The organism is Pseudomonas sp. B35(2017) (assembly GCF_002113645.1).
Lineage (GTDB): Bacteria > Pseudomonadota > Gammaproteobacteria > Pseudomonadales > Pseudomonadaceae > Aquipseudomonas > Aquipseudomonas ekonensis.
This window is the reverse complement of record NZ_NEIZ01000008.1, coordinates 71,751-90,224: the sequence shown is the minus strand read 5'-3', so window position 1 is coordinate 90,224 and position 18,474 is coordinate 71,751. Positions and strand designations below refer to the sequence as shown.

The following is an 18,474-nucleotide window of genomic DNA, read 5'->3' as shown; positions in this document are numbered from 1 at the left end:
CGACGATTGAGCGTGCCCATTGCGTCACGGTTTCGATACAAATGCGCCGGGATGCATATTGAGGCGCCTAAACGCAAAAACCCCTGGTTCCTTTCGAAACCAGGGGTTTTGTCTACATCGAATTTGGCGGTGAAGGAGAGATTCGAACTCTCGATACAGTTTCCTGTATACACACTTTCCAGGCGTGCTCCTTAAGCCACTCGGACACTTCACCGTATCTCGTCATTCGCGTTGCGTCTGTCGAGGCGCGCTAATGTAGTCGAAAGCTTTTCCGATGGCAAAGGTTTTTTTCAGAATTTTCATGCGGTTAAGGCATTTACCCTTTTCTGCGGGTTCCGGCCCATGGCAAACCGGCCATTCTCCGGTCGGCGCCAGGCCATCTTCGGCACCGGGAATGCCTTCCATAGGGATCGGCAAACGGAATGCGGTGACCGGCGGGTCAGTCACAGTGCTTTACCTGACCTGCATCGCTGGGTAACGTCTGCCTCAACTTTCTTATAAGGAATAGCGTCATGAGCGACCTGGTTGCCTATCACCTCGAAGACGGCATCGCGACCCTGACCCTGAGCAACGGCAAGGTCAATGCCATTTCCCCGGACGTGATCGCCGCGTTCAACGCAGCGCTGGACCGGGCCGTGACCGATCGCGCCGTGGTGATCATCACCGGTCAGCCGGGCATCCTGTCGGGCGGCTATGACCTCAAGGTAATGACGGCCGGCCCTAAAGAGGCGGTGTCGCTGGTGACCGCCGGTTCGACCCTGGCCCGTCGCCTGCTGTCGCACCCGTTCCCGGTGATCGTGGCCTGCCCGGGCCATGCGGTCGCCAAAGGGGCGTTCATTCTGTTGTCCGCCGACTACCGCATCGGCGTCGACGGCCCGTTCAGCATCGGTTTGAACGAAGTGCAGATCGGCATGACCATGCACCACGCCGGCATCGAGCTGGCCCGTGACCGCCTGCGCCGCTCGGCTTTCCACCGTTCGGTGATCAACGGTGAGATGTTCGATCCGCAATCCGCCGTGGACGCCGGCTTCCTGGATAAGGTGGTGTCGGCCGAAGAACTGCAGGGCGCCGCCCTCGCCGCTGCACGTCAGTTGAAGAAGATCAACATGACCGCGCACAAGAACACCAAGCTCAAGGTGCGCAAGGCCCTGCTGGAAACCCTGGACAACGCGATCATTCAGGATCAGGAGCATCTGGGATAACCCCCTGCCCCTGCCATCGCGCAGCAAACCGAGAGCCCGGCCGTCGTGTCGGGCTTTTTCTTACGCGGGCATTTGAATCCTCCGACAACGCTCTAGGTCGCATCTGACCACCGAGTCGGAAACATGCGCTTAAACATCGCCCATCTCCGGACACTTGAGCGGCAATTGCCGAAAACAGTGCACATCCGTACACTGCGCCACCTTTTTGTCCCGGTGGGCGTGAAAATGCTGTTTGCGTTACGTATGTTGTTGATGGGGCTGCACTTTATTCTTGCCGGTGTGCTGGGTGTGATCCTCGGCCTGTGCCGTCCGTTCAATCCGGACAACAGCCGTCTGTGTGCCCGCCTCTATGCGCTGCCGGCCATGTGCATCCTGCGGCTGAAAATCAAGGCCGAGGTCAGCGGGTTGATGAACAAGCCTGCCAGTTGCGTGATCATCGCCAACCATCAGTCCAACTACGACCTGTTCGTGTTCGGCAACGTGGTGCCTTACCGCACCGTGTGCATCGGCAAGAAGAGCCTGAAGTGGGTGCCGCTGTTCGGCCAGCTGTTCTGGCTGGCCGGCAACGTGTTGATCGACCGTGGGAACGCACACAAGGCGCGCAAGTCGATGCTGACCACCACCCATACCCTGCAGCATGAGGACACCTCGATCTGGGTGTTTCCGGAAGGCACCCGCAACCTGGGCAAGGAACTGCTGCCGTTCAAGAAAGGCGCGTTCCAGATGGCGATCGCCGCCGGCGTGCCGATCGTTCCGGTGTGCGTCAGCAACTACATCAACCATATGCGCCTGAACCGCTGGCGCAGCGGCAACGTGCTCATCCGTTCGTTGCCGGCGATTCCTACAGCAGGACTGACGATGGACGACATGCCTCGGCTCATGGCCCAGTGCCAGGAGCAGATGCGCGAATGCATCGATGCCATGGATCGGCAGCTGCAGGCCGCCTGAAGATGAAACCCGCCCCGTGCGGGTTTTCTTTTGCCGGTGAACGATGCAGATTGCACGCACTCTGAAGCAGCCACACGGCTAAGCTGAAGCCTGAAACCCCTGTCATCTGCCAAGAAGAAGTGAATCACCACCATGGGTCGAGTTGTCGCTGCTGCGGTTTACAGTGCCGGTAAGAAAGTCACCAACATCACCCTCGACGAAGGCGCGGCCTGGGCCGCGAAAACCGGGCACTTCGTTTGGATCGGCCTGGAAGAGCCGAACGCCCAGGAGCTGGCCAACCTGCAACGCCAGTTCAACCTGCACGAACTGGCCATCGAAGACGCCCTGGAAAAGCACAGCCGGCCGAAGCTGGAAACCTTCGGCGACGCGCTGTTCATCGTCACCTACTCGCCGGTGCGCCAGCACGGCATCCTGCAATTCATCGAAACCCATATCTTCGCCGGCAAGGGCTACATCATCACCGCCCGCAACGGCCACTCGGCGTCCTACGCCCACGTCCGCCAACGTTGTGAGGCGCGTCCGCTGCTGCTTGAGCACGGGGAAGATTTCGTACTGTATGCAATCCTGGATTTCGTGATCGAGAACTATCAGCCGGTGGGCGAAGCGATCCATGCCGAAATCGACGAGCTGGAGCGCAACGTGCTGTGCAGCGCCTTGAACGAACATGACATCCAGAAGCTTCACGGCCTGCGCCGGGACGTCCTGCGCCTGCGGCGTTATGCGGCGCCCATGGTGGAGATCGGCGAGGAACTGCAGAAGCTGAGCTTCCCGTTCATCGACAAGAACATGCGCCCCTACTTCCGGGATGTGCAGATCCACGTGACGCGGCAGATGGAGGATCTGACGACCCTGGCGGACATCGCCAGCCAGACCATCGAGATCGGTGTGTTGCTGGAGGCGTCACGCCAGAGCGTGGTGCAGCGCAAGTTCGCCGCGTGGGCGGCGATCCTGGCGTTCCCCACGGCGGTGGCCGGGATCTACGGGATGAACTTCCAGAACATGCCTGAGCTGAGTTGGCACTACGGCTATTTCGGCGTGCTGGGGTTCATCACCGTGGGCTGCGTGGGGCTGTGGGCGAGCTTCAAGAAGTCGGGGTGGCTGTAGGGGAACCCAGGGCTGGGGCCGCTTCGCGGCCCGGTGGACGCAAACTCCCTCGCTACAGGCGCGGGTCAGGCGGTTGCCGGTTTGTGTGCCACGAAACGCATCATCCACTCCGCCACCGTGGTGCCATGGTGCTGATGCTCAAGGCTGGCCACGCCTTTGCTGTAGACCTGTTCGCCCAGGGCTTCCTGGCGCAGGTCCAGCAGCGCACGCGAATAGTCGTGAATGAATTCCGGATGGCCCTGGAAGCACAGCACCTGATCGTTGATGTGGTACGCCGCGAACGGGCAGAAATCGCTGGAGGCGATCACCGTGGCGTTCTCCGGCAGTGCAGTGACCTGGTCCTGGTGGCTGATCAAAAGCGTCAGCTCTTCACGCACCGGGTTCATCCACGGGGCCTTGGCGGCCATCTTGTAGTTGTGGATGCCGACGCCCCAGCCTTGGGTGGCGCGCTCGCTCTTGCCGCCCAGCAGCAGCGCCAGCAACTGATGGCCGAAGCACACGCCCAGCAGCTTGTCGCCGCGCTCGTAGCGGGTCAGCAGGTATTGCTTGAGGGTCTGGATCCACGGGTCGGTGCCGAACGAATCGGCTTTGCTGCCGGTGACCAGGTAAGCATCGAAGGTCAGGTCATCGCTCGGATAATCGCCCTGCATCACGTTGTAGACGGTGAACTCAGCGGCGATCGGCTGCTGCGAGAACAGGCGCTGGAACATCTGCCCGTAACCCTGATACTGATCGACCAGTTCCGGACGCAGGATGTCGGTTTCCAGAATGCAGATGCGTAGCGACATAAAAAATTCCTGACACGTGATGGGAATAATGCACACCCCAGAGCCTGCCTTGAAACCACCCGGCAAGGCAAGCCCCGAAATGCGCCCGATCCCCGTCAGGACACCGTCAGAACAGTTCCCCCTTCGCCGCCTTTTCGAGCAGCAGGGCCGGTGGCGCGAAACGCTCGCCGTACTGTTCGGCCAGGTATTGCGCGCGGGCGACGAAGTCCTGCACGCCGTACTGGTTGATGAACTGCAAGGCACCGCCCGTCCACGCCGCGAAACCGATGCCGAAGACCGAGCCGACGTTGGCGTCGGCCGTGGACATCAACACGCCCTCCTCCACGCAACGGACGGTTTCCAGGGCCTGCACGAACAGCAGGCGATCACGTACGTCCTTCGGCGGAATCTGCCCGTCTGGCCTTTCGAAACGGGTCTTGAGCTCGGGCCAGAGGTGTTTCTGGCCGCCGGCCGGATAGTCATAGAAACCGCCTCCCGCGGCCTTGCCCGGCCGCTTGAATTCGTTGAGCAGCAAGTCAATCACGGCGAACGCCGGGTGCTCAATCAGCGGTTTCCCTTCCGCTTGCAGGTCTTTGGCCGTTTGCAGACGGATATGGCTCATCAGGCTGAGGGAAACTTCGTCGGAGATCGCCAGCGGCCCCACCGGCATCCCGGCCTTGCGCGCTTCGGTCTCGATCATCGGCGCGCTGACGCCTTCGCCGAGCATGGCGATGCCTTCGTTGGTGAACGTGCCGAACACCCGCGAGGTGAAGAAGCCACGGCTGTCGTTGACGACAATCGGGGTCTTCTTGATCTGCAGGACGAAGTCGAAACCACGGGCCAGGGTCTCGTCGCGGGTTTGCGCGCCCTTGATGATCTCCACCAGCGGCATCTTGTCCACAGGGCTGAAGAAATGCAGCCCGATGAACTTGCCCGGATCCGGCACCGCCGTCGCCAGGCCGGTGATCGGCAGGGTCGAGGTGTTGGACGCGATCACCGCGTCGGCGCCGACCACCTGTTGCGCGGCCGCCGATACCTTGGCCTTGAGCTCCCGATCCTCGAACACCGCCTCGATGATCAGGTCGCAGCCGGCAAGGTCAGCATCGCTTTCGGTGGGACGGATCCGCGCCAGCACCGTATCGCGCTGCTCGGCGCTCATGTGGCCACGGGCGACTTTCTTGTCCAGCAACGCCGCCGAATGGGCCTTGCCCTTCTCGGCGGCGGCCAGGTTCACGTCCTTGAGCACCACCTCGATGCCAGCCGCCGCGCTGACGTAGGCGATCCCCGCCCCCATCATCCCGGCCCCGAGCACGCCCACCCGGCGTGTCACGTAAGGCGCATGACCCTGCGGCCGCGAGCCGCCGGCATTGATTTCGTTGAGCTGGAACCAGAACGTGCCGATCAGGTTCTTCGCGACCTGGCCGGTGGTCAGTTCGGTGAAGTAGCGGGTCTCGATCAGGTGCGCCGTGTCGAAATCCACCTGCGCGCCTTCCACCGCCGCGCAGAGGATCTTCTCCGGGGCAGGCAAGGTGCCTTGGGTTTTCGCGCGCAGGATCGACGGGGCGATGGCCAGCATCTGCGCGACCTTCGGGTTCGACGGCGTGCCGCCGGGGATCTGGTAGCCCTTCACGTCCCAACGCTGCACCGCGTTCGGGTTGGCCAGGATCCAGGCCCGGGACTTGGCCAGCAGTTCGTCGCGGTCGGCCGCCAGTTCGTCGACCAGGCCGGCCTGCAAGGCTTGCTGCGGGCGGACTTTCTTGCCTTCAAGCAGATATGGCAGCGCCTTTTCCAGGCCGAGCATGCGCACCATGCGCACCACCCCGCCGCCGCCCGGCAACAGGCCCAAGGTCACTTCGGGCAGACCGAGCTGCACCGACGCGTCGTCCAGCGCCACCCGGTGATGGCAGGCCAGGCAGATTTCCCAGCCGCCCCCCAGCGCCGCGCCGTTGATGGCGGCGACCACCGGTTTGCCGAGGGTCTCCAGGGTGCGCAACTGGCCCTTGAGGGTCAGCACCATGTCGTAGAAGGCCCGGGCTTCGGGCTTGCCGACTTTGATCAGCTCGTTGAGGTCGCCGCCGGCGAAGAAGGTCTTCTTGGCGGAGGTGACGATGACGCCGGCGATCGTGTCCTTTTCCGCCGCCAGGCGGGCGACGCAATCGGCCATGGCCTCGCGGTACACCGCGTTCATGGTGTTGGCGCTCTGGCCCGGCATGTCGATGGTCAGGGTGACGATGTTGTCCTGGCCCAGTTCGTAACGGATGGCTTGGTTCATGGGGGGTGGATTCCTTGAAGTCCGGGCTCAGAGGCGTTCGATGATGGTGGCGATGCCCATGCCGCCGCCGACGCACAGCGTCGCCAGGCCATAGCGCAGGCGCCGGGCTTCCAGTTCATCGAGCAGGGTGCCGAGGATCGCGCAGCCGGTGGCGCCCAACGGATGGCCCATGGCGATGGAGCCGCCGTTGACGTTGACCTTGTCCGGGTCGACGGCCATGTCCTTGATGAACTTCAGCACCACGGAAGCGAAGGCTTCGTTGACTTCGAACAGGTCGATGTCCTCGACCCGCAGCCCGGCCTTGGCCAGCGCCTTGCGGGTGGCCGGCGCGGGGCCGGTGAGCATGATGGTCGGGTCGGTGCTGGTGACCGCCGTGGCGACGATCCGCGCCCGGGGCGTGAGGCCCAGCGCCTTGCCGCGGGCTTCGGAGCCGATCAGCATCAGCGCCGCGCCATCGACGATGCCGGAGCTGTTGCCCGGCGTGTGCACATGGTTGATCCGCTCGACATGGCTGTAGACCCGCAGCGCCGTCGCGTCGAAGCCCATCTGGCCGATCATTTCGAAGCTCGGCTTGAGCTTGCCCAGGCCTTCGAGGGTGGACTCGGCGCGGATGAATTCATCGTGATCCAGCAGGACGATGCCGTTCTGGTCCTGCACCGGCACCAGGGATTTGCTGAACGATCCGTCGGCCCGCGCCCGCGCGGCCTTTTGCTGCGAATGCAAAGCGTAGGCGTCGACGTCCTGGCGGCTGAACCCCTCAAGGGTGGCGATCAGGTCGGCGCCCACGCCCTGCGGCGTGAAATGGCTGTGCAGGTTGGTCTGCGGATCCAGTGCCCAGGCACCGCCGTCGCTGCCCATCGGCACCCGCGACATGGATTCGACGCCGCCGACCACCACCAACTCTTCGAACCCCGAGCGCACCTTCATGGCCCCGAGGTTCACCGCCTCCAGGCCCGAGGCGCAGAAGCGGTTGATCTGCACGCCCGCCACACTGATGTCCCAGTCGGCCACCTGCACGGCGGTCTTGGCGATGTCCGAGCCTTGATCGCCGATGGGCGTGACGCAACCGAGCACCACGTCATCGACCTGGCTGGTGTCCAGCGCCGTGCGCTGCTGCAGTGCGGTGAGCAGCCCGGCCACCAGGTTCACCGGCTTGACGCTGTGCAGCGATCCATCGGCCTTGCCCTTGCCGCGGGGCGTGCGTAACGCGTCGAAAATCAAAGCTTGGGTCATGACGTCTCGAACCTGTGCGGTGAGTGAATTTCGTGCGCTCACTGTTGGCTCGCGCCGCCCCGGATTCAATGACCGCAGCGCTCAATGGCGTTGACGCGCACGCTCAGACGGACGGTCATCCCCGGCCAGGTTAACCGGTTCAGGCCACCGAGCTGTCTAGCAAAAGGGCGGCAAAGAAGCTGGCAATGGGCCTCATGCCGTTTTTATCGCGACTGGCAGCAATTCCATACGAAATGGATCTAAGCCAAGCGTGACGCGGGCCCTAATGTGAACAAGTACGTCGTTGTCGTCGGGTTTTGCCGAGGCACCCGTTCGTTACAGGAAGTGCAACGCTTGCCGTCATGGAGATCAGGCAAGCCTCAGGAAATAACAAAAAAGGCGGTCAAGCCATGTTCAAACAACCGAAAGTTCGTCAAGCGGGGCTCATTCTTTTTGCCACGACGCTGTTGTTGATTCTGCCCAACCTGACCAAGGTGCTCGGCTGACTCAAGCGGCAGGTTTCGCTCATCGCCACTTATCCTGTGACTGGCCCGCTATCCGGGCCAGCGTGGCTGTGCCACTCTTTGCGCACTTCCACGACATGGACGGCGATCATTTGAAAGCGCTCACACTGTTCGGGGCCCTGCTGCTGAGCACACCCCTCTACGCCGCACAGCTGAACCTGGAGCTGGGCGCGAACGGCCGCACCTGGCAGACCGAGGAACTGCTCAAGCATCCTCAGGTGCAGACCCTCACGATCAAGAACGATGTTTCCTACAAGCGCGACATGACCTACCGCGCCGTGCCGGTGGCTGCTCTGTTGACGGGCATCCAGCCGGGCGACCACCTGCAAGCGGTGGCGCTGGACGGCTTCGCCGCGGAACTGGCCGCCGCGCCGTTGCTCCAGACCCAAGGCGCACGGGCCTGGCTGGCCATCGAGGATCCGGCGCAGCCGTGGCCGCCACTGTCGGAAGGCAAGCCCAGCGCCGGGCCGTTCTATCTGGTTTGGACCGACCCCGAGGCCGGCCACATCAGCCCCGAGCAGTGGCCGTTCGAAGTCGCCAGCATCAAGCGCATGGCGCCGGTGGCCGAGCGCTTCCCCGCCCTGCTGCCGGATCCCGCGCTGAAGGCCGATGACCCGGTGAACAAGGGCTTCGCGCTGTTCCAGAAGAACTGCCTGGCCTGCCACCGCCTTAACGGTGCCGGGGATGCGCAGTTCGGGCCGGACCTGAACATTCCGTACAACCCGACCGAGTACTTCGGTGCGGACTTCCTCAAGCGCTACATTCGCGACCCGCAGAGCCTGCGCCAATGGCCGCAGGCGAAGATGCCGGGTTTCTCCGCCCAGGTGCTGCCGGACGCGGAGCTGCAGAACCTGGTGGGCTACCTCAAGCACATGGCCGGACGCAAAGTTAAGCCCTGAGACCACACCATCCCTGTAGGAGCGAGCCTGCTCGCGAAGCGATCCGTCAGCCACTGCAAAGGTGGCCGATCCGCCTTCGCGAGCAGGCTCGCTCCTACAGGGGCCTCATCACTGTTGCTGGACGGAGATCACCGGCGTCGGCGCCACCACCACCTTGGCGTGCATCTGTTCGTGCCCGCCGCCCCGGCGCATGCCGCGCACCGGGCAGGCGTCGAGGTAGTCCAGGCCCACCGCCAGCTTCAGGTGACGCTCCGGACGGGCCAGCCGGTTGGTCACGTCGAAGCTGTACCAGGCGTCATCCAGCCAGGCCTCGGCCCAGGCGTGGCTGGCCAGGTGCTCGCAGTCCTCGCTGTACAGGTAACCCGACACATAACGCGCCGGCACCCCCAGGCTGCGCGCGCAGGCGAGAAACGCGTGGGTGTGGTCCTGACAGACGCCGGTCCGTGCCGCGAACGCCTCGGCGGCGCAGGTGTCGACTTCGGTCGAGCCCGGCAGGTAGGCCATGTGCTGGTTCAGGCCGTGCATCAGGTCGATCAGCGCGGTGCGGTCGCGGCGCTGCTTGCAGGCTTGGCCGGCGAATGCGCGCAACGCTTCGTCGGCCTCGGTCAGGCGGGTGAAGCGCAGGAACGGCAGCGCCGACTGGCTCTCGTGTTCCGCCTCGCGCCGTTCGTCGATGTCCACTACCCCCCGGGCGCCGATGACGATCGCTTCGTGGGGTTCGTCGAGGGTCAGCACATGCAGGATGTTGCCGAACGGGTCGAGCTGCGCGCGCACCGGGCGCGGCAGGTTCAGTTGCCAGTTCAGCACTTGCTGGCGCTCGCTGTCGTGCGGGGTCAGGCGCAGGTACTGAATGCTCGCCCGCACCTGATCGTCGTAGTGATAGGTGGTCTCGTGGCTGACGGAAAGTCTCATGCGGCCTCCAGGTAGGAACTGTGAATGGCGTTGCCCAACTGGCGCACCAGCGGGATGAATTCGGTGAGCCAGGCGTGCAGGCCCTCCTCGAGGATTTCGTGGATGCCGGTGTAGCGCAGGCGCGCGTCCATTTCCGCCGCCAGCCGTTGCGCAGGCCGGCCGTTGGCCCCCGGCAACTGGGCGAGGATCTGGTCGATCTCCTCGGTGCAGGCCCGCAGCGAACGCGGCACGTCGGCGCGCAACAGCAAAAGCTCGGCGACATGCCGGGCGCCGGGCGCATCGCGGTAGATTTCGGTGTAGGCCTCGAACGACGACAAGGCCCGCAGCAGCGCGCTCCACTGGTAATAGGCGTGCGCGGTGCCGTCGCTGACCGCTTCGGCCTGGTCGCCGGCCATCTCGTAGCGGGCGTCGAGCAGGCGCAGGGTGTTGTCCGCCCGTTCGATGAACGTGCCCAGGCGGATGAAGCGGAACGCGTCGTTGCGCATGATGGTGCCGTAGGAGGCGCCGCGGAACAGGTGCGAGCGCTCCTTGATCCATTCGCAGAACCGGCTCATGCCGTAGCGGCTCAGGCCCTGGTCGGCGATCCCGCGGATCTCAAGCCACGTGGCGTTGATGTTTTCCCACATGTCGGCGGTGATCCGCCCGCGCACCGCATGGGCGCTGGCCCGGGCCGCGCCGAGGCAGCTGTAGATGCTGGCCGGGTTGGCCGCATCGAGGGCGAAGAAGTGCAGCAGCCGCTCGGCGTGCAGCTCGCCGTGGCGCTCCAGGTAGTCGTCCAGGGTGCCGGTGATCATCAGCGGCATGGCGAGTTCGTGCAGGCCGTCGCCGCGGCCGTCCTGCGGCATCAGCGACAGCGAATAGCTGACGTCGAGCATCCGCGCGAGGTTTTCCGCACGCTCCAGGTAACGCGACATCCAGTACAGATCCGAGGCAGTTCTACTTAACATGGCAGGTTTCCTTCAATCCTCGACCACCCAGGTGTCCTTGGTGCCGCCGCCCTGGGAGGAATTCACCACCAGGGAGCCTTCACGCAAGGCGACACGGGTCAGGCCACCGGGCACCACCCGGGTTTCCCGGCCGGACAGCACGAACGGGCGCAGGTCGATGTGGCGCGGCGCGATGCCGTTCTCGACAAAGGTCGGACAAGTCGACAGCGACAGCGTCGGCTGCGCGATGTATGCATGCGGCCTGGCCTTGATCCGCTCGCGGAACGCGTCGATCTCCGCGCCCGTCGCCGCCGGCCCCACCAGCATGCCGTAGCCGCCGGAGCCCTGGGTCTCCTTGACCACCAGATCCGGCAGATGGGCCAGCACGTGGGACAGTTCCGACGGATTGCGGCATTGCCACGTCGGCACGTTCTTGAGGATCGGCTCCTCGTCGAGGTAGAAGCGGATCATTTCAGTGACGTACGGATACACCGACTTGTCGTCGGCCACGCCGGTGCCGATCGCATTGGCGAGCACCACGTTGCCGGAGCGGTACGACGACAGCAGCCCCGGCACGCCCAGCATCGAGTCCGGGCGGAACGCCAGCGGGTCGAGGAAGGCGTCGTCGAGACGGCGGTAGATCACGTCCACGGCCTTCGGGCCGTCGGTGGTGCGCATGTAGACCTTGTCGTCGCGCACGAAAAGATCCGCGCCCTCCACCAGCTCGACGCCCATTTCCCGGGCGAGGAACGCATGCTCGAAAAACGCGCTGTTGAACCGCCCCGGCGTCAGTACCACTACGCTCGGGTCGTCCAGGGGGCTGGAGCTCTTGAGCGTGTCGAGCAGCAGGTTCGGGTAATGGTCGATGGGGGCGATGCGCTGCGCGGCGAACAGTTCGGGGAACAGGCGCATCATCATCTTGCGGTCTTCGAGCATGTAGCTCACGCCGCTGGGGGTGCGCAGGTTGTCCTCCAGCACGTAGTAGGTGCCGTCGCCGTCGCGCACCAGGTCGACGCCGGAGATGTGCGAATAGATGTCGCGGTGCAGATCCAGCCCCTGCATCGCCAACTGGTACTGTTCGTTGGCCAGCACCTGCTCGGCGGGAATGATCCCGGCCTTGATGATGCGCTGGCCGTGGTAGAGGTCGGCGAGGAACAGGTTCAGCGCCTTGACCCGCTGGATGCAGCCGCGCTCGACGGTCCGCCATTCGCTGGCGGGGATGCTGCGCGGAATGGTGTCGAAGGGGATCAGGCGCTCGGTGCCCTGCTCGTCCCCGTAGAGGGTGAAGGTGATGCCGGCACGGTGGAACAGCAGATCGGCCTCGCGTCGCCGCTGGGCCAGCAGTTCGTCGGGCGTCTCGGCCAGCCAGCGGGCGAATTCCCGGTAATGCGGGCGGACCTGGCCGCCGGCATCGTACATCTCGTCAAAACTGGTGCGGTTCATGCCGTACTCCTTGTCGCTCCGGACATCCGAACCTTCGCAAGGCCCGTGCCATCGGCAGAAACGCTTTGATTTCAATCGGTTGGATAATCGCGCCGCGAACACCGCACCATTGCTGTGCGACAAACGCCCCTACCCGATCGCCCCCGCTCCATGGCGACGCAACGCCGTCGCCTATCACCAGCATAGTCAGAGTTGATTTCACTGCCCGGCAGCGGCTGCGGATAATCCGCGCATCCGCTGCACGAGTTCCCCCGCCAAGTGTGCAGCCCAACCGATCGATGGCCGCGACCGCAGCCCGCCCAGCCGTAACCCTGACCGGTTCCCTCTCCTTCCGGTCTTCCCTTTGAGCCACCTTCGACGGTGGCTTTTTTTTGCCTCGGATTCTTGTTTCAGGGTTTTGCCACGGCGTTTCCGGGCCCCGGAAACGACAACGGCCGACCCGAAGGTCAGCCGTTGCCCGACGCTGTTGCGAAAGATCAGTGCAGGCGCCGCCGGTTGCGCAGCTCGTGCTTCACACCCCAGCCTTCGATGACGCCGCCCAACGGCTCCACCACGGCGGAGAAACGCTGCTCGAAATCGCCGATGCCACCGTAGGTCGCGTGCATGACCTTGCTCAGTTCCAGGTACCACGCGCCGTCGTCGCGCACGCTGACCTGGGCATTGAAGGATTCACCGCGAAAATGACCTGCCGCCCTGCGCGCCCGCTCCTCGTTCGGGAAAATGGCGTAGAACTCGATGGGATGGATCCTGGAGAAATCGAAACCGCCTTCTTTCATGCGGCGCAGCACGTTGCTGCTGATGTCTTCTTGATAGGCTGTGCTCATGAAACGTCCCCCTCTGACAGATGGATAGACTTTCCGTATTCCCTGCACTCAAGCGTTGCGGCAACCGGGTTGCCCACGGGAAACAAGCATGGAGCTGACAAGACCAGACCTTAGCGATCCGTTCGCTGATCTCGCCTGCAGATTAGCCCCATGACAGACCCGCTGCCAAGGCCTGGCGGTCAGCTGTCAGAAAGATTCAGACTAGGGTGATGCTGCGGATTTCGATGCTGTGCTGAGCCTTGAGGCTCTTGACGCCGGCATCGGCGGTGCGCCCCTCCAGATCGTTCAGATCCAGCTCGGCGGCCACGGGAAGGAATCGTTCCTTGATGAGACGGGCGGCGTGCTCGTGGCTCGGGCACTCCTCGCACTCGAAGACTTCGTCGACGGTTTCGCCATGATCATCCACGAAAGTGACTTTCCACTTTGACATCGGAGCCTCCTCGGTCAAGCCCGCAAATGGGCCTACACCTATCTCGACTTTTAGCCGATTTGATCGTTCCCGAGGATTGTCGCCGACGCAGATGAAAAACCTTTCATGCGGGGGCCGGTAGGCGGCGCCTTGGCGGGCGCCATCGCCAGCAGGCTGGCTCCTACAGGTTCGGAGGGCGGTCTGGCATGCGCAAGCGGCGGTGCGGCCCGCCGCTTGCGCACAGGCTCAGTCGTTGGCCGGCTTGTTCACCGCCTGCAGCACGTATTGCGGCAGGGCGAAGGCGCCGATGTGGATTTCCGGGTTGTAGTAGCGGGTGACGATGCCGCTGCCGATGAAGCGCTGCTGCAGGGTCTCGCGGCTCAGCTTGCGGTAGGCCGGGTCGGTCGAACCCCAGGCGAAGGTCATCGAGCCGCCGATGTAGGTCGGCACGGCCGCCTGATAGAAGTGCCAGTCCGGGAACAGGCTGCGCAGGCGGCCGGCGGTGGTCTTCACTTCGTCGATCTGCATGAACGGCGTGCCGTTCTGGGTCACGAGGATGCCGCCCTCGTTCAGGCAACGGTGGCAGGCCTGGTAGAAGTTTTCCGAGAACAGCACCTCGCCCGGGCCGATCGGGTCGGTGGAGTCGGAAATGATCACGTCGAACTTCTCGGTGGTGGTGGCGACGAAACGCATGCCGTCGTCGATCACCAGGTTCAGGCGCGGGTCATCGTAGGCGCCCTTGGAGTGGTTCGGCAAAAATTCCTTGCACATGTCAACCACGGTGCCGTCGATCTCGACCATGGTGATGTGCTCGACGCTGGCGTGCTTGGTCACTTCGCGCAGCATGCCGCCGTCGCCGCCGCCGATGATCAGCACGCGCTTGGCGGTGCCGTGGGCGAGGATCGGCACGTGGGTGAGCATCTCGTGGTAGATGAACTCATCCGCCTCGGTGGTCTGGATCACGCCGTCCAGCGCCATCACCCGGCCCATGCGCGGGTTCTGGAAGATCACCAGGTGCTGATGTTCGGTGCGCACTTCGTGCAGCATTTTTTCCATGCGAAAACGCTGGCCGTAGCCTTCGTAGAGGGTTTCCAGGTACTCGCTGGTCTTGGTGGTGCTCATGGGACGTGCTCCGGTGAATGCTGGGGCGACGGTCGCAGTGACGACTGCCCGGGAAAGGCGCGCATTCTACGTTGCGCAAGATGACAGGTCGAACCCCGGTTCATCGGCCGGGCGCGATCCTTGCGCGAGAGACGGCATCGATCCGGCCGGGAGGCGCCCCGGCTGGCGATGGCGTCCGCCCAGGCACCTGAGGGCCGGATCAGTCAAACGCTCCCGCAGGTTCGGGTCAAAGCCGCACATTGCCCCTGGGGCCCGCGATCGCCCAGATGATCAGGCCCAGCACCGGCAGGAGGATGATCAGCAGCACCCAGAGGATCTTCATCCCGGTCTCGGCGCCGCTTTTCAGCACATTGATGATCGCCCAGATGTCCAGGGCAAGGATGATCAGCCCGACCAGGCCGTTGAACGTGGAACCCATGGCGTCGCTCCGAAGTGGTGGCATGCACCCTTAGGATAGACGGCGCCGGCCGGGGTTCCTTTTTATTGCCTCAGACGTGCACCGCGACCTTCAGGGCCTCCAGCGCCGGCGCGGCGGCGATGCCGGTTTCGGCGCACAGTTCCAGCACCCGCGGCACGTCGTTGCCGTACACCAGCACCACTTGCAGCTCGTCATCGAGCAGCTGGCTGAAGTTCATCAGCGTGTAGCCGCCGTTTTCCTTGTTCAGGCTGCTCATCTGGATCTGGATGCGGTTGAGCGCGGTCAGGGCTTCGGTCTTGGCCAGTTGCTTGGGCTTGAGGTTGAATTCCACGCCGGGGCCGAACGACGCGACGATCTGCGCGAACAGGTCCGCATAGGTGTCGGCCTGGAACAGCACGGTGTCCGGCAGGCTGCCGACCACCACCCACTCGCCCAGGGGGATCGGGAAGGTGTCGTCGTAGTTGATGTCGGTGTTGGCGGCCAGGAAGGCGTCAGCATCGGCGTAGGCCTGCGCCGCTTCATCGGCGACCTTCAGGATTTCGTCCTCGGCCATGCAGCCGGAGCTGATTTTGCTGATGAGTTCGGCGAGTGCGGCTTTCATGGGGGGCGGATCCTGTGGCGAAGGTTTTTCGAGGGCGCGCAGGATAGCGCATTCTCGCCTGCGCCACAGGCCCGGTTCCGACCTGAGGCCGGTTTCAGCCCAGAAGCTTTTCCAGCAGCGCCGTGGTGTCGGCCGCGCCCATGGTGCGGGCCGCGTCGAGGGCGGTGACGCCGTTGGCGTCCTTGGCTTTCGGGTCGGCGCCCTTGCCGATCAGGTACTCGACGATTTCCACCCGGTTGAACATGGCCGCCATCATCAGCGCCGTACGGCCGTCGAACGAGGCGCCGTCGATGTCGGCGCCGCCGTCGACCAAGGCCTTGACCACCGCCAGGTCACCCTTGAACGCCGCGCCGGCGATCGGGCTCTGACCGTTGCCGTTACGTTGCTCCGGGTCGGCCTTGTGCTTGAGCAGCACCTGCACCGCGTCCAGGTGCCCGTAATAGCTGGCCAGCATCAGCAGCGTGTCGCCCTTGCCGTTGCGCAGGTTCACCGGCAGCCCCGCGCCGATCAGCCGGTCGAGCATCACCGCGTCGCCCTCGCGGGCCTTGTTGAACACCTGCTCGGTGAAGGCGGCGGCCTCTTCCGGGGTCATCTGGCGGTTTTGGTCGGACATGGGAAACTCCACTTTCGGTCGATCGGAATGGCGACAGTTTCCCGAGCCGAACGATAGCTGTCACCCTCTTTTTTCCAAGCCAGCCAATAGCCAAACTCAATAACGGTATTTCCCGGCGCCGATGTCGGCCAATACCTGCCCGCTGACCTGCACATACGTCTGGCTGCCGGGCAGCCACGCGTACACCGGATCGTCCCCCGTCAGGCCCGGGTCGAAGCCCTCGCTCTTGAGGCGGGTCTTCTGGTACTTGAACGTGCCGGTGGTTTCCATCTTCACCTTCACCCGCAAGAACAGCGGCACCGCATAGGCCGGCATGCGCTGGCGGGCGAAGGCCAGCAGTTCGGCGAAATCCAGGGTGGCCAGCGATTCGGCCGGGGTGATCGCCGCCATGCCGGCACGGCCGTTGGTGTTGGGGATCTCCACGCCGTAGGCCACCGCCTCGGAAATGTTCGGGTGCTGCAGCAGCAGGTTCTCCACCTCGGTGGTCGAGACGTTCTCGCCCTTCCAGCGGTAGGTGTCGCCGAGCCGGTCGACGAACTGCGCATGGCCGAAACCGATGTTGCGCAGCAGGTCGCCGGTGTTGAAGAAGCGGTCGCCGCGGGCGAACACATCCTGCAGCACCACCTTGGCGGTCTTCTGCGGGTCGGTGTAGCCGTCCAGCGGCGCCTTGTCGTCGATCCGCGCCAGCAGCAGGCCCTGCTCGCCCTTGCCGACCTTGCGCATGAAGCCGTCGCCGCCGCGCACCGGCTGGCCGCTGTCGTGATCGTAGGCGACCAGCTCCCAGGCCATCAGCGAGAACCCGATGGTGTTGTCGAAATTGAGGATGTTGCTGAAGCCGATGTTGCCGTCGCTCGCCGCGTACAGTTCGCAGATGTGCTCCACCGCGAACCGAGTCTTGAACTCGGCCCAGGCACCTGGGCGCAGACCGTTGCCGATCATCTTGCGCACCTCGTGGCGGCCGTCGTCGGCGCTGGCCGGCTGGTCCACCAGATAGCGGCACAGCTCGCCGACGTAGCCGATGGTGGTCGCCCGGTAGCGGCGCACGTCCCCCCAGAACTGGCTGGCGCTGAACTTGCGGCGGATGGCGAAGCCCGAGGCGCCGTTGACCGCCGACCCCCAGCACACGCACAGGCCGGTGGCGTGGTACAGCGGCAAGGTGCAGTAGACGACGTCGTCGGGGCCCATGTTCAGGGCGATCATGCCGAAGCTGGCCGAGCTGCGCATCCAGCGGCCGTGCTTGAACACCCCGGCCTTGGGCAGGCCGGTGGTGCCGGAGGTGTAGATATAGAAGCACGGGTCGTCGAAATGGATGTCGCGGCTGCTGGCCGGGTTGTCGCTGCAGGCATCGGCGCTGGCGCTGATGAGGTTGACGTAGCCGTCGGGCGCGATGCCCGGATGGCGGGAGGTGTCCTGGTCGGCCACGAACCAGGTGCGCGGCGCAGGGATCGACACCTGTTCGCGCACCGCCGCATAGGCCGGCAACAGTTCCGCGCCGACGACGATCGCCACCGGCGCCACCAGGTTCACGCTGTGGATCAGCGTGTCGCGGGTCTGGGAGGTGTTGAGCAGCGCGCTGACGGCGCCCACCTTGGCCAGCGCCAGAATGGTCACCAGCAGCTCCGGACGGTTCTCGATGAACACCGCCACCACGTCGCCCTTGCCGATGCCCTGCCCGATCAGGTAGTGGGCGATGCGGTTGGCCCAGCGGTTGGTCTGGGCATAACTGAGCACGACGTCGCCGCACAGCAGCGCGGGGCCGTCGGGGTTGCGCAGGGCCGCTTGCTCGAACGTCCAGCCCAAGCCACACGTCTGGGTCGGATCCTTGACGTTGGCCGCCTTCATGCCCTTCACCACCCGCGGGAGGGCTTTGGCGATGGCCGGCAGTTTGCGGAGCATCATGCTCCAGGTGATCGTGTCGCTTGGCGCGTGACTCATGGCAGCTCCCGTTCGGCCTTGGCGTGCAGGCCGGCTTTTTTATTGTCGGGCAATCCTGTGCGGCGACCGGCGCTTGGGCAGCGAGGGCCGAGACCGAAAATACGTCAGCGCTTCTCGGGCTGTACACGCGGTTTTTGCAATGTTTTGTATCCGTCGTCCGCCCCGGCCGGGACGCGATCACGGTGGCGGCGCAAAGGTTCCTTCCCATCGGTCGCGATCCCGCAAAATGCAGGATGCACGATGGCCATTCATGCAGATTGCACGACAACCGAATCACAGAGATTTTTTAAGTTATTGATTTATAAGTAATTTTACAAAAAAGAAATGCTGGCACAATCGCTGC

At 64.1% G+C, this 18,474-nt stretch carries 19 protein-coding genes and 1 tRNA gene; 5 read left to right on the top strand and 15 right to left on the bottom strand.

Annotated features, from left to right (window positions below; genetic code table 11):
- Positions 1-124: 124 nt before the first annotated feature.
- Positions 125-214, bottom strand: a tRNA-Ser gene (locus tag CAG41_RS15945).
- An 8-nt stretch (positions 215-222) separates the two neighbouring features.
- Positions 223-447, bottom strand: a complete 225-nt coding sequence (locus tag CAG41_RS28340; protein WP_139831322.1) for a hypothetical protein — start codon at positions 445-447, stop codon at positions 223-225.
- Positions 448-512: 65 nt separating this feature from the next.
- Between CAG41_RS28340 and CAG41_RS15940 the strand changes: the two genes are divergently transcribed.
- From CAG41_RS15940 to CAG41_RS15930, 3 genes are all read left to right on the top strand, one after another.
- Entirely contained in the window at positions 513-1,202 is a 690-nt protein-coding gene (locus CAG41_RS15940; RefSeq protein WP_085577632.1) for a crotonase/enoyl-CoA hydratase family protein, read from the top strand.
- A gap of 225 nt (positions 1,203-1,427) precedes the next feature.
- A complete protein-coding gene (locus tag CAG41_RS15935; RefSeq protein WP_085577633.1) occupies positions 1,428-2,150 on the top strand; it encodes a 1-acylglycerol-3-phosphate O-acyltransferase in 723 nt (240 codons plus the stop codon).
- Between the two features lie 132 nt (positions 2,151-2,282).
- Positions 2,283-3,254, top strand: coding sequence for a magnesium and cobalt transport protein CorA (locus tag CAG41_RS15930; RefSeq protein WP_085577634.1), 972 nt, complete (start codon positions 2,283-2,285; stop codon positions 3,252-3,254).
- 65 nt (positions 3,255-3,319) lie between these two features.
- Here CAG41_RS15930 and CAG41_RS15925 read toward each other — a convergent pair whose 3' ends face one another.
- The 3 genes from CAG41_RS15925 to CAG41_RS15915 all read right to left on the bottom strand — a co-directional run bounded on the left by CAG41_RS15925 (position 3,320) and on the right by CAG41_RS15915 (position 7,526).
- On the bottom strand, positions 3,320-4,042 hold the full coding sequence (locus CAG41_RS15925) for an amidotransferase (RefSeq protein WP_085577635.1): 723 nt from the start codon (positions 4,040-4,042) through the stop codon (positions 3,320-3,322).
- A 106-nt stretch (positions 4,043-4,148) separates the two neighbouring features.
- A complete protein-coding gene (locus CAG41_RS15920) occupies positions 4,149-6,293 on the bottom strand; it encodes a 3-hydroxyacyl-CoA dehydrogenase NAD-binding domain-containing protein (protein WP_085707177.1) in 2,145 nt (714 codons plus the stop codon).
- A 27-nt stretch (positions 6,294-6,320) separates the two neighbouring features.
- Positions 6,321-7,526, bottom strand: coding sequence for an acetyl-CoA C-acetyltransferase (locus tag CAG41_RS15915; RefSeq protein WP_085577637.1), 1,206 nt, complete (start codon positions 7,524-7,526; stop codon positions 6,321-6,323).
- A 341-nt stretch (positions 7,527-7,867) separates the two neighbouring features.
- Here CAG41_RS15915 and CAG41_RS28610 point away from each other — a divergent pair, with 341 nt between their 5' ends.
- Both CAG41_RS28610 and CAG41_RS15910 read left to right on the top strand, forming a co-directional pair.
- Positions 7,868-8,011, top strand: a complete 144-nt coding sequence (locus CAG41_RS28610) for a hypothetical protein (RefSeq protein ID WP_170929964.1) — start codon at positions 7,868-7,870, stop codon at positions 8,009-8,011.
- 95 nt (positions 8,012-8,106) lie between these two features.
- Positions 8,107-8,928, top strand: a complete 822-nt coding sequence (locus tag CAG41_RS15910; RefSeq protein ID WP_085694570.1) for a cytochrome c — start codon at positions 8,107-8,109, stop codon at positions 8,926-8,928.
- A gap of 108 nt (positions 8,929-9,036) precedes the next feature.
- Here the strand turns inward: CAG41_RS15910 and CAG41_RS15905 are convergent, their stop codons facing one another.
- The 10 genes from CAG41_RS15905 to CAG41_RS15860 form a co-directional block, all read right to left on the bottom strand.
- Entirely contained in the window at positions 9,037-9,840 is an 804-nt protein-coding gene (locus CAG41_RS15905) for a transglutaminase family protein (protein WP_085707176.1), read from the bottom strand.
- Positions 9,837-10,787 carry an alpha-E domain-containing protein gene (locus CAG41_RS15900; protein ID WP_085577640.1) on the bottom strand — a complete coding sequence of 317 codons (951 nt, stop codon included), beginning with the start codon at positions 10,785-10,787 and terminating at the stop codon, positions 9,837-9,839. Before CAG41_RS15900 ends, CAG41_RS15905 begins: the two co-directional genes overlap by 4 nt.
- Positions 10,788-10,799: 12 nt before the next feature.
- Positions 10,800-12,209 (bottom strand): circularly permuted type 2 ATP-grasp protein, encoded by a 1,410-nt coding sequence (locus CAG41_RS15895; protein WP_085577641.1) that lies wholly within the window; start codon positions 12,207-12,209, stop codon positions 10,800-10,802.
- Between the two features lie 476 nt (positions 12,210-12,685).
- A complete protein-coding gene (locus tag CAG41_RS15890; RefSeq protein WP_085577642.1) occupies positions 12,686-13,033 on the bottom strand; it encodes a ribonuclease E inhibitor RraB in 348 nt (115 codons plus the stop codon).
- 196 nt (positions 13,034-13,229) lie between these two features.
- On the bottom strand, positions 13,230-13,463 hold the full coding sequence (locus CAG41_RS15885; protein ID WP_085577643.1) for a hypothetical protein: 234 nt from the start codon (positions 13,461-13,463) through the stop codon (positions 13,230-13,232).
- Between the two features lie 225 nt (positions 13,464-13,688).
- Positions 13,689-14,564, bottom strand: a complete 876-nt coding sequence (gene speE, locus CAG41_RS15880; protein WP_085577644.1) for a polyamine aminopropyltransferase — start codon at positions 14,562-14,564, stop codon at positions 13,689-13,691.
- A gap of 226 nt (positions 14,565-14,790) precedes the next feature.
- Positions 14,791-14,982 (bottom strand): PLDc N-terminal domain-containing protein, encoded by a 192-nt coding sequence (locus CAG41_RS15875; RefSeq protein ID WP_011062611.1) that lies wholly within the window; start codon positions 14,980-14,982, stop codon positions 14,791-14,793.
- A 70-nt stretch (positions 14,983-15,052) separates the two neighbouring features.
- The gene (locus tag CAG41_RS15870; RefSeq protein WP_085577645.1) at positions 15,053-15,583 is read right to left on the bottom strand and encodes a hypothetical protein; all 531 of its coding nucleotides are present in this window, start codon (positions 15,581-15,583) and stop codon (positions 15,053-15,055) included.
- 94 nt (positions 15,584-15,677) lie between these two features.
- Positions 15,678-16,196: an ankyrin repeat domain-containing protein gene (locus tag CAG41_RS15865; protein WP_085577646.1), complete on the bottom strand. Its 519-nt coding sequence runs from the start codon at positions 16,194-16,196 to the stop codon at positions 15,678-15,680.
- Positions 16,197-16,292: 96 nt separating this feature from the next.
- The gene (locus CAG41_RS15860; RefSeq protein WP_085577647.1) at positions 16,293-18,131 is read right to left on the bottom strand and encodes a long-chain-acyl-CoA synthetase; all 1,839 of its coding nucleotides are present in this window, start codon (positions 18,129-18,131) and stop codon (positions 16,293-16,295) included.
- Positions 18,132-18,474 lie beyond the last annotated feature (343 nt).

Excerpts from the sequence above, each read along its gene's own strand:
- CAG41_RS15860 (WP_085577647.1), bottom strand. The coding sequence starts at position 18,131 with ATGAGTCACGCGCCAAGCGACACGATCACCTGGAGCATGATGCTCCGC.
- CAG41_RS28610 (WP_170929964.1), top strand. The coding sequence starts at position 7,868 with ATGGAGATCAGGCAAGCCTCAGGAAATAACAAAAAAGGCGGTCAAGCC.
- CAG41_RS15875 (WP_011062611.1), bottom strand. The coding sequence starts at position 14,982 with ATGGGTTCCACGTTCAACGGCCTGGTCGGGCTGATCATCCTTGCCCTG.
- CAG41_RS15900 (WP_085577640.1), bottom strand. The coding sequence starts at position 10,787 with ATGTTAAGTAGAACTGCCTCGGATCTGTACTGGATGTCGCGTTACCTG.
- CAG41_RS15940 (WP_085577632.1), top strand. The coding sequence starts at position 513 with ATGAGCGACCTGGTTGCCTATCACCTCGAAGACGGCATCGCGACCCTG.
- CAG41_RS15885 (WP_085577643.1), bottom strand. The coding sequence starts at position 13,463 with ATGTCAAAGTGGAAAGTCACTTTCGTGGATGATCATGGCGAAACCGTC.
- CAG41_RS15890 (WP_085577642.1), bottom strand. The coding sequence starts at position 13,033 with ATGAGCACAGCCTATCAAGAAGACATCAGCAGCAACGTGCTGCGCCGC.
- CAG41_RS15930 (WP_085577634.1), top strand. The coding sequence starts at position 2,283 with ATGGGTCGAGTTGTCGCTGCTGCGGTTTACAGTGCCGGTAAGAAAGTC.
- CAG41_RS15895 (WP_085577641.1), bottom strand. The coding sequence starts at position 12,209 with ATGAACCGCACCAGTTTTGACGAGATGTACGATGCCGGCGGCCAGGTC.
- CAG41_RS15935 (WP_085577633.1), top strand. The coding sequence starts at position 1,428 with ATGCTGTTTGCGTTACGTATGTTGTTGATGGGGCTGCACTTTATTCTT.
- CAG41_RS15865 (WP_085577646.1), bottom strand. The coding sequence starts at position 16,196 with ATGTCCGACCAAAACCGCCAGATGACCCCGGAAGAGGCCGCCGCCTTC.
- CAG41_RS15915 (WP_085577637.1), bottom strand. The coding sequence starts at position 7,526 with ATGACCCAAGCTTTGATTTTCGACGCGTTACGCACGCCCCGCGGCAAG.
- CAG41_RS15910 (WP_085694570.1), top strand. The coding sequence starts at position 8,107 with ATGGACGGCGATCATTTGAAAGCGCTCACACTGTTCGGGGCCCTGCTG.
- speE (WP_085577644.1), bottom strand. The coding sequence starts at position 14,564 with ATGAGCACCACCAAGACCAGCGAGTACCTGGAAACCCTCTACGAAGGC.
- CAG41_RS15870 (WP_085577645.1), bottom strand. The coding sequence starts at position 15,583 with ATGAAAGCCGCACTCGCCGAACTCATCAGCAAAATCAGCTCCGGCTGC.
- CAG41_RS15925 (WP_085577635.1), bottom strand. The coding sequence starts at position 4,042 with ATGTCGCTACGCATCTGCATTCTGGAAACCGACATCCTGCGTCCGGAA.
- CAG41_RS15905 (WP_085707176.1), bottom strand. The coding sequence starts at position 9,840 with ATGAGACTTTCCGTCAGCCACGAGACCACCTATCACTACGACGATCAG.
- CAG41_RS15920 (WP_085707177.1), bottom strand. The coding sequence starts at position 6,293 with ATGAACCAAGCCATCCGTTACGAACTGGGCCAGGACAACATCGTCACC.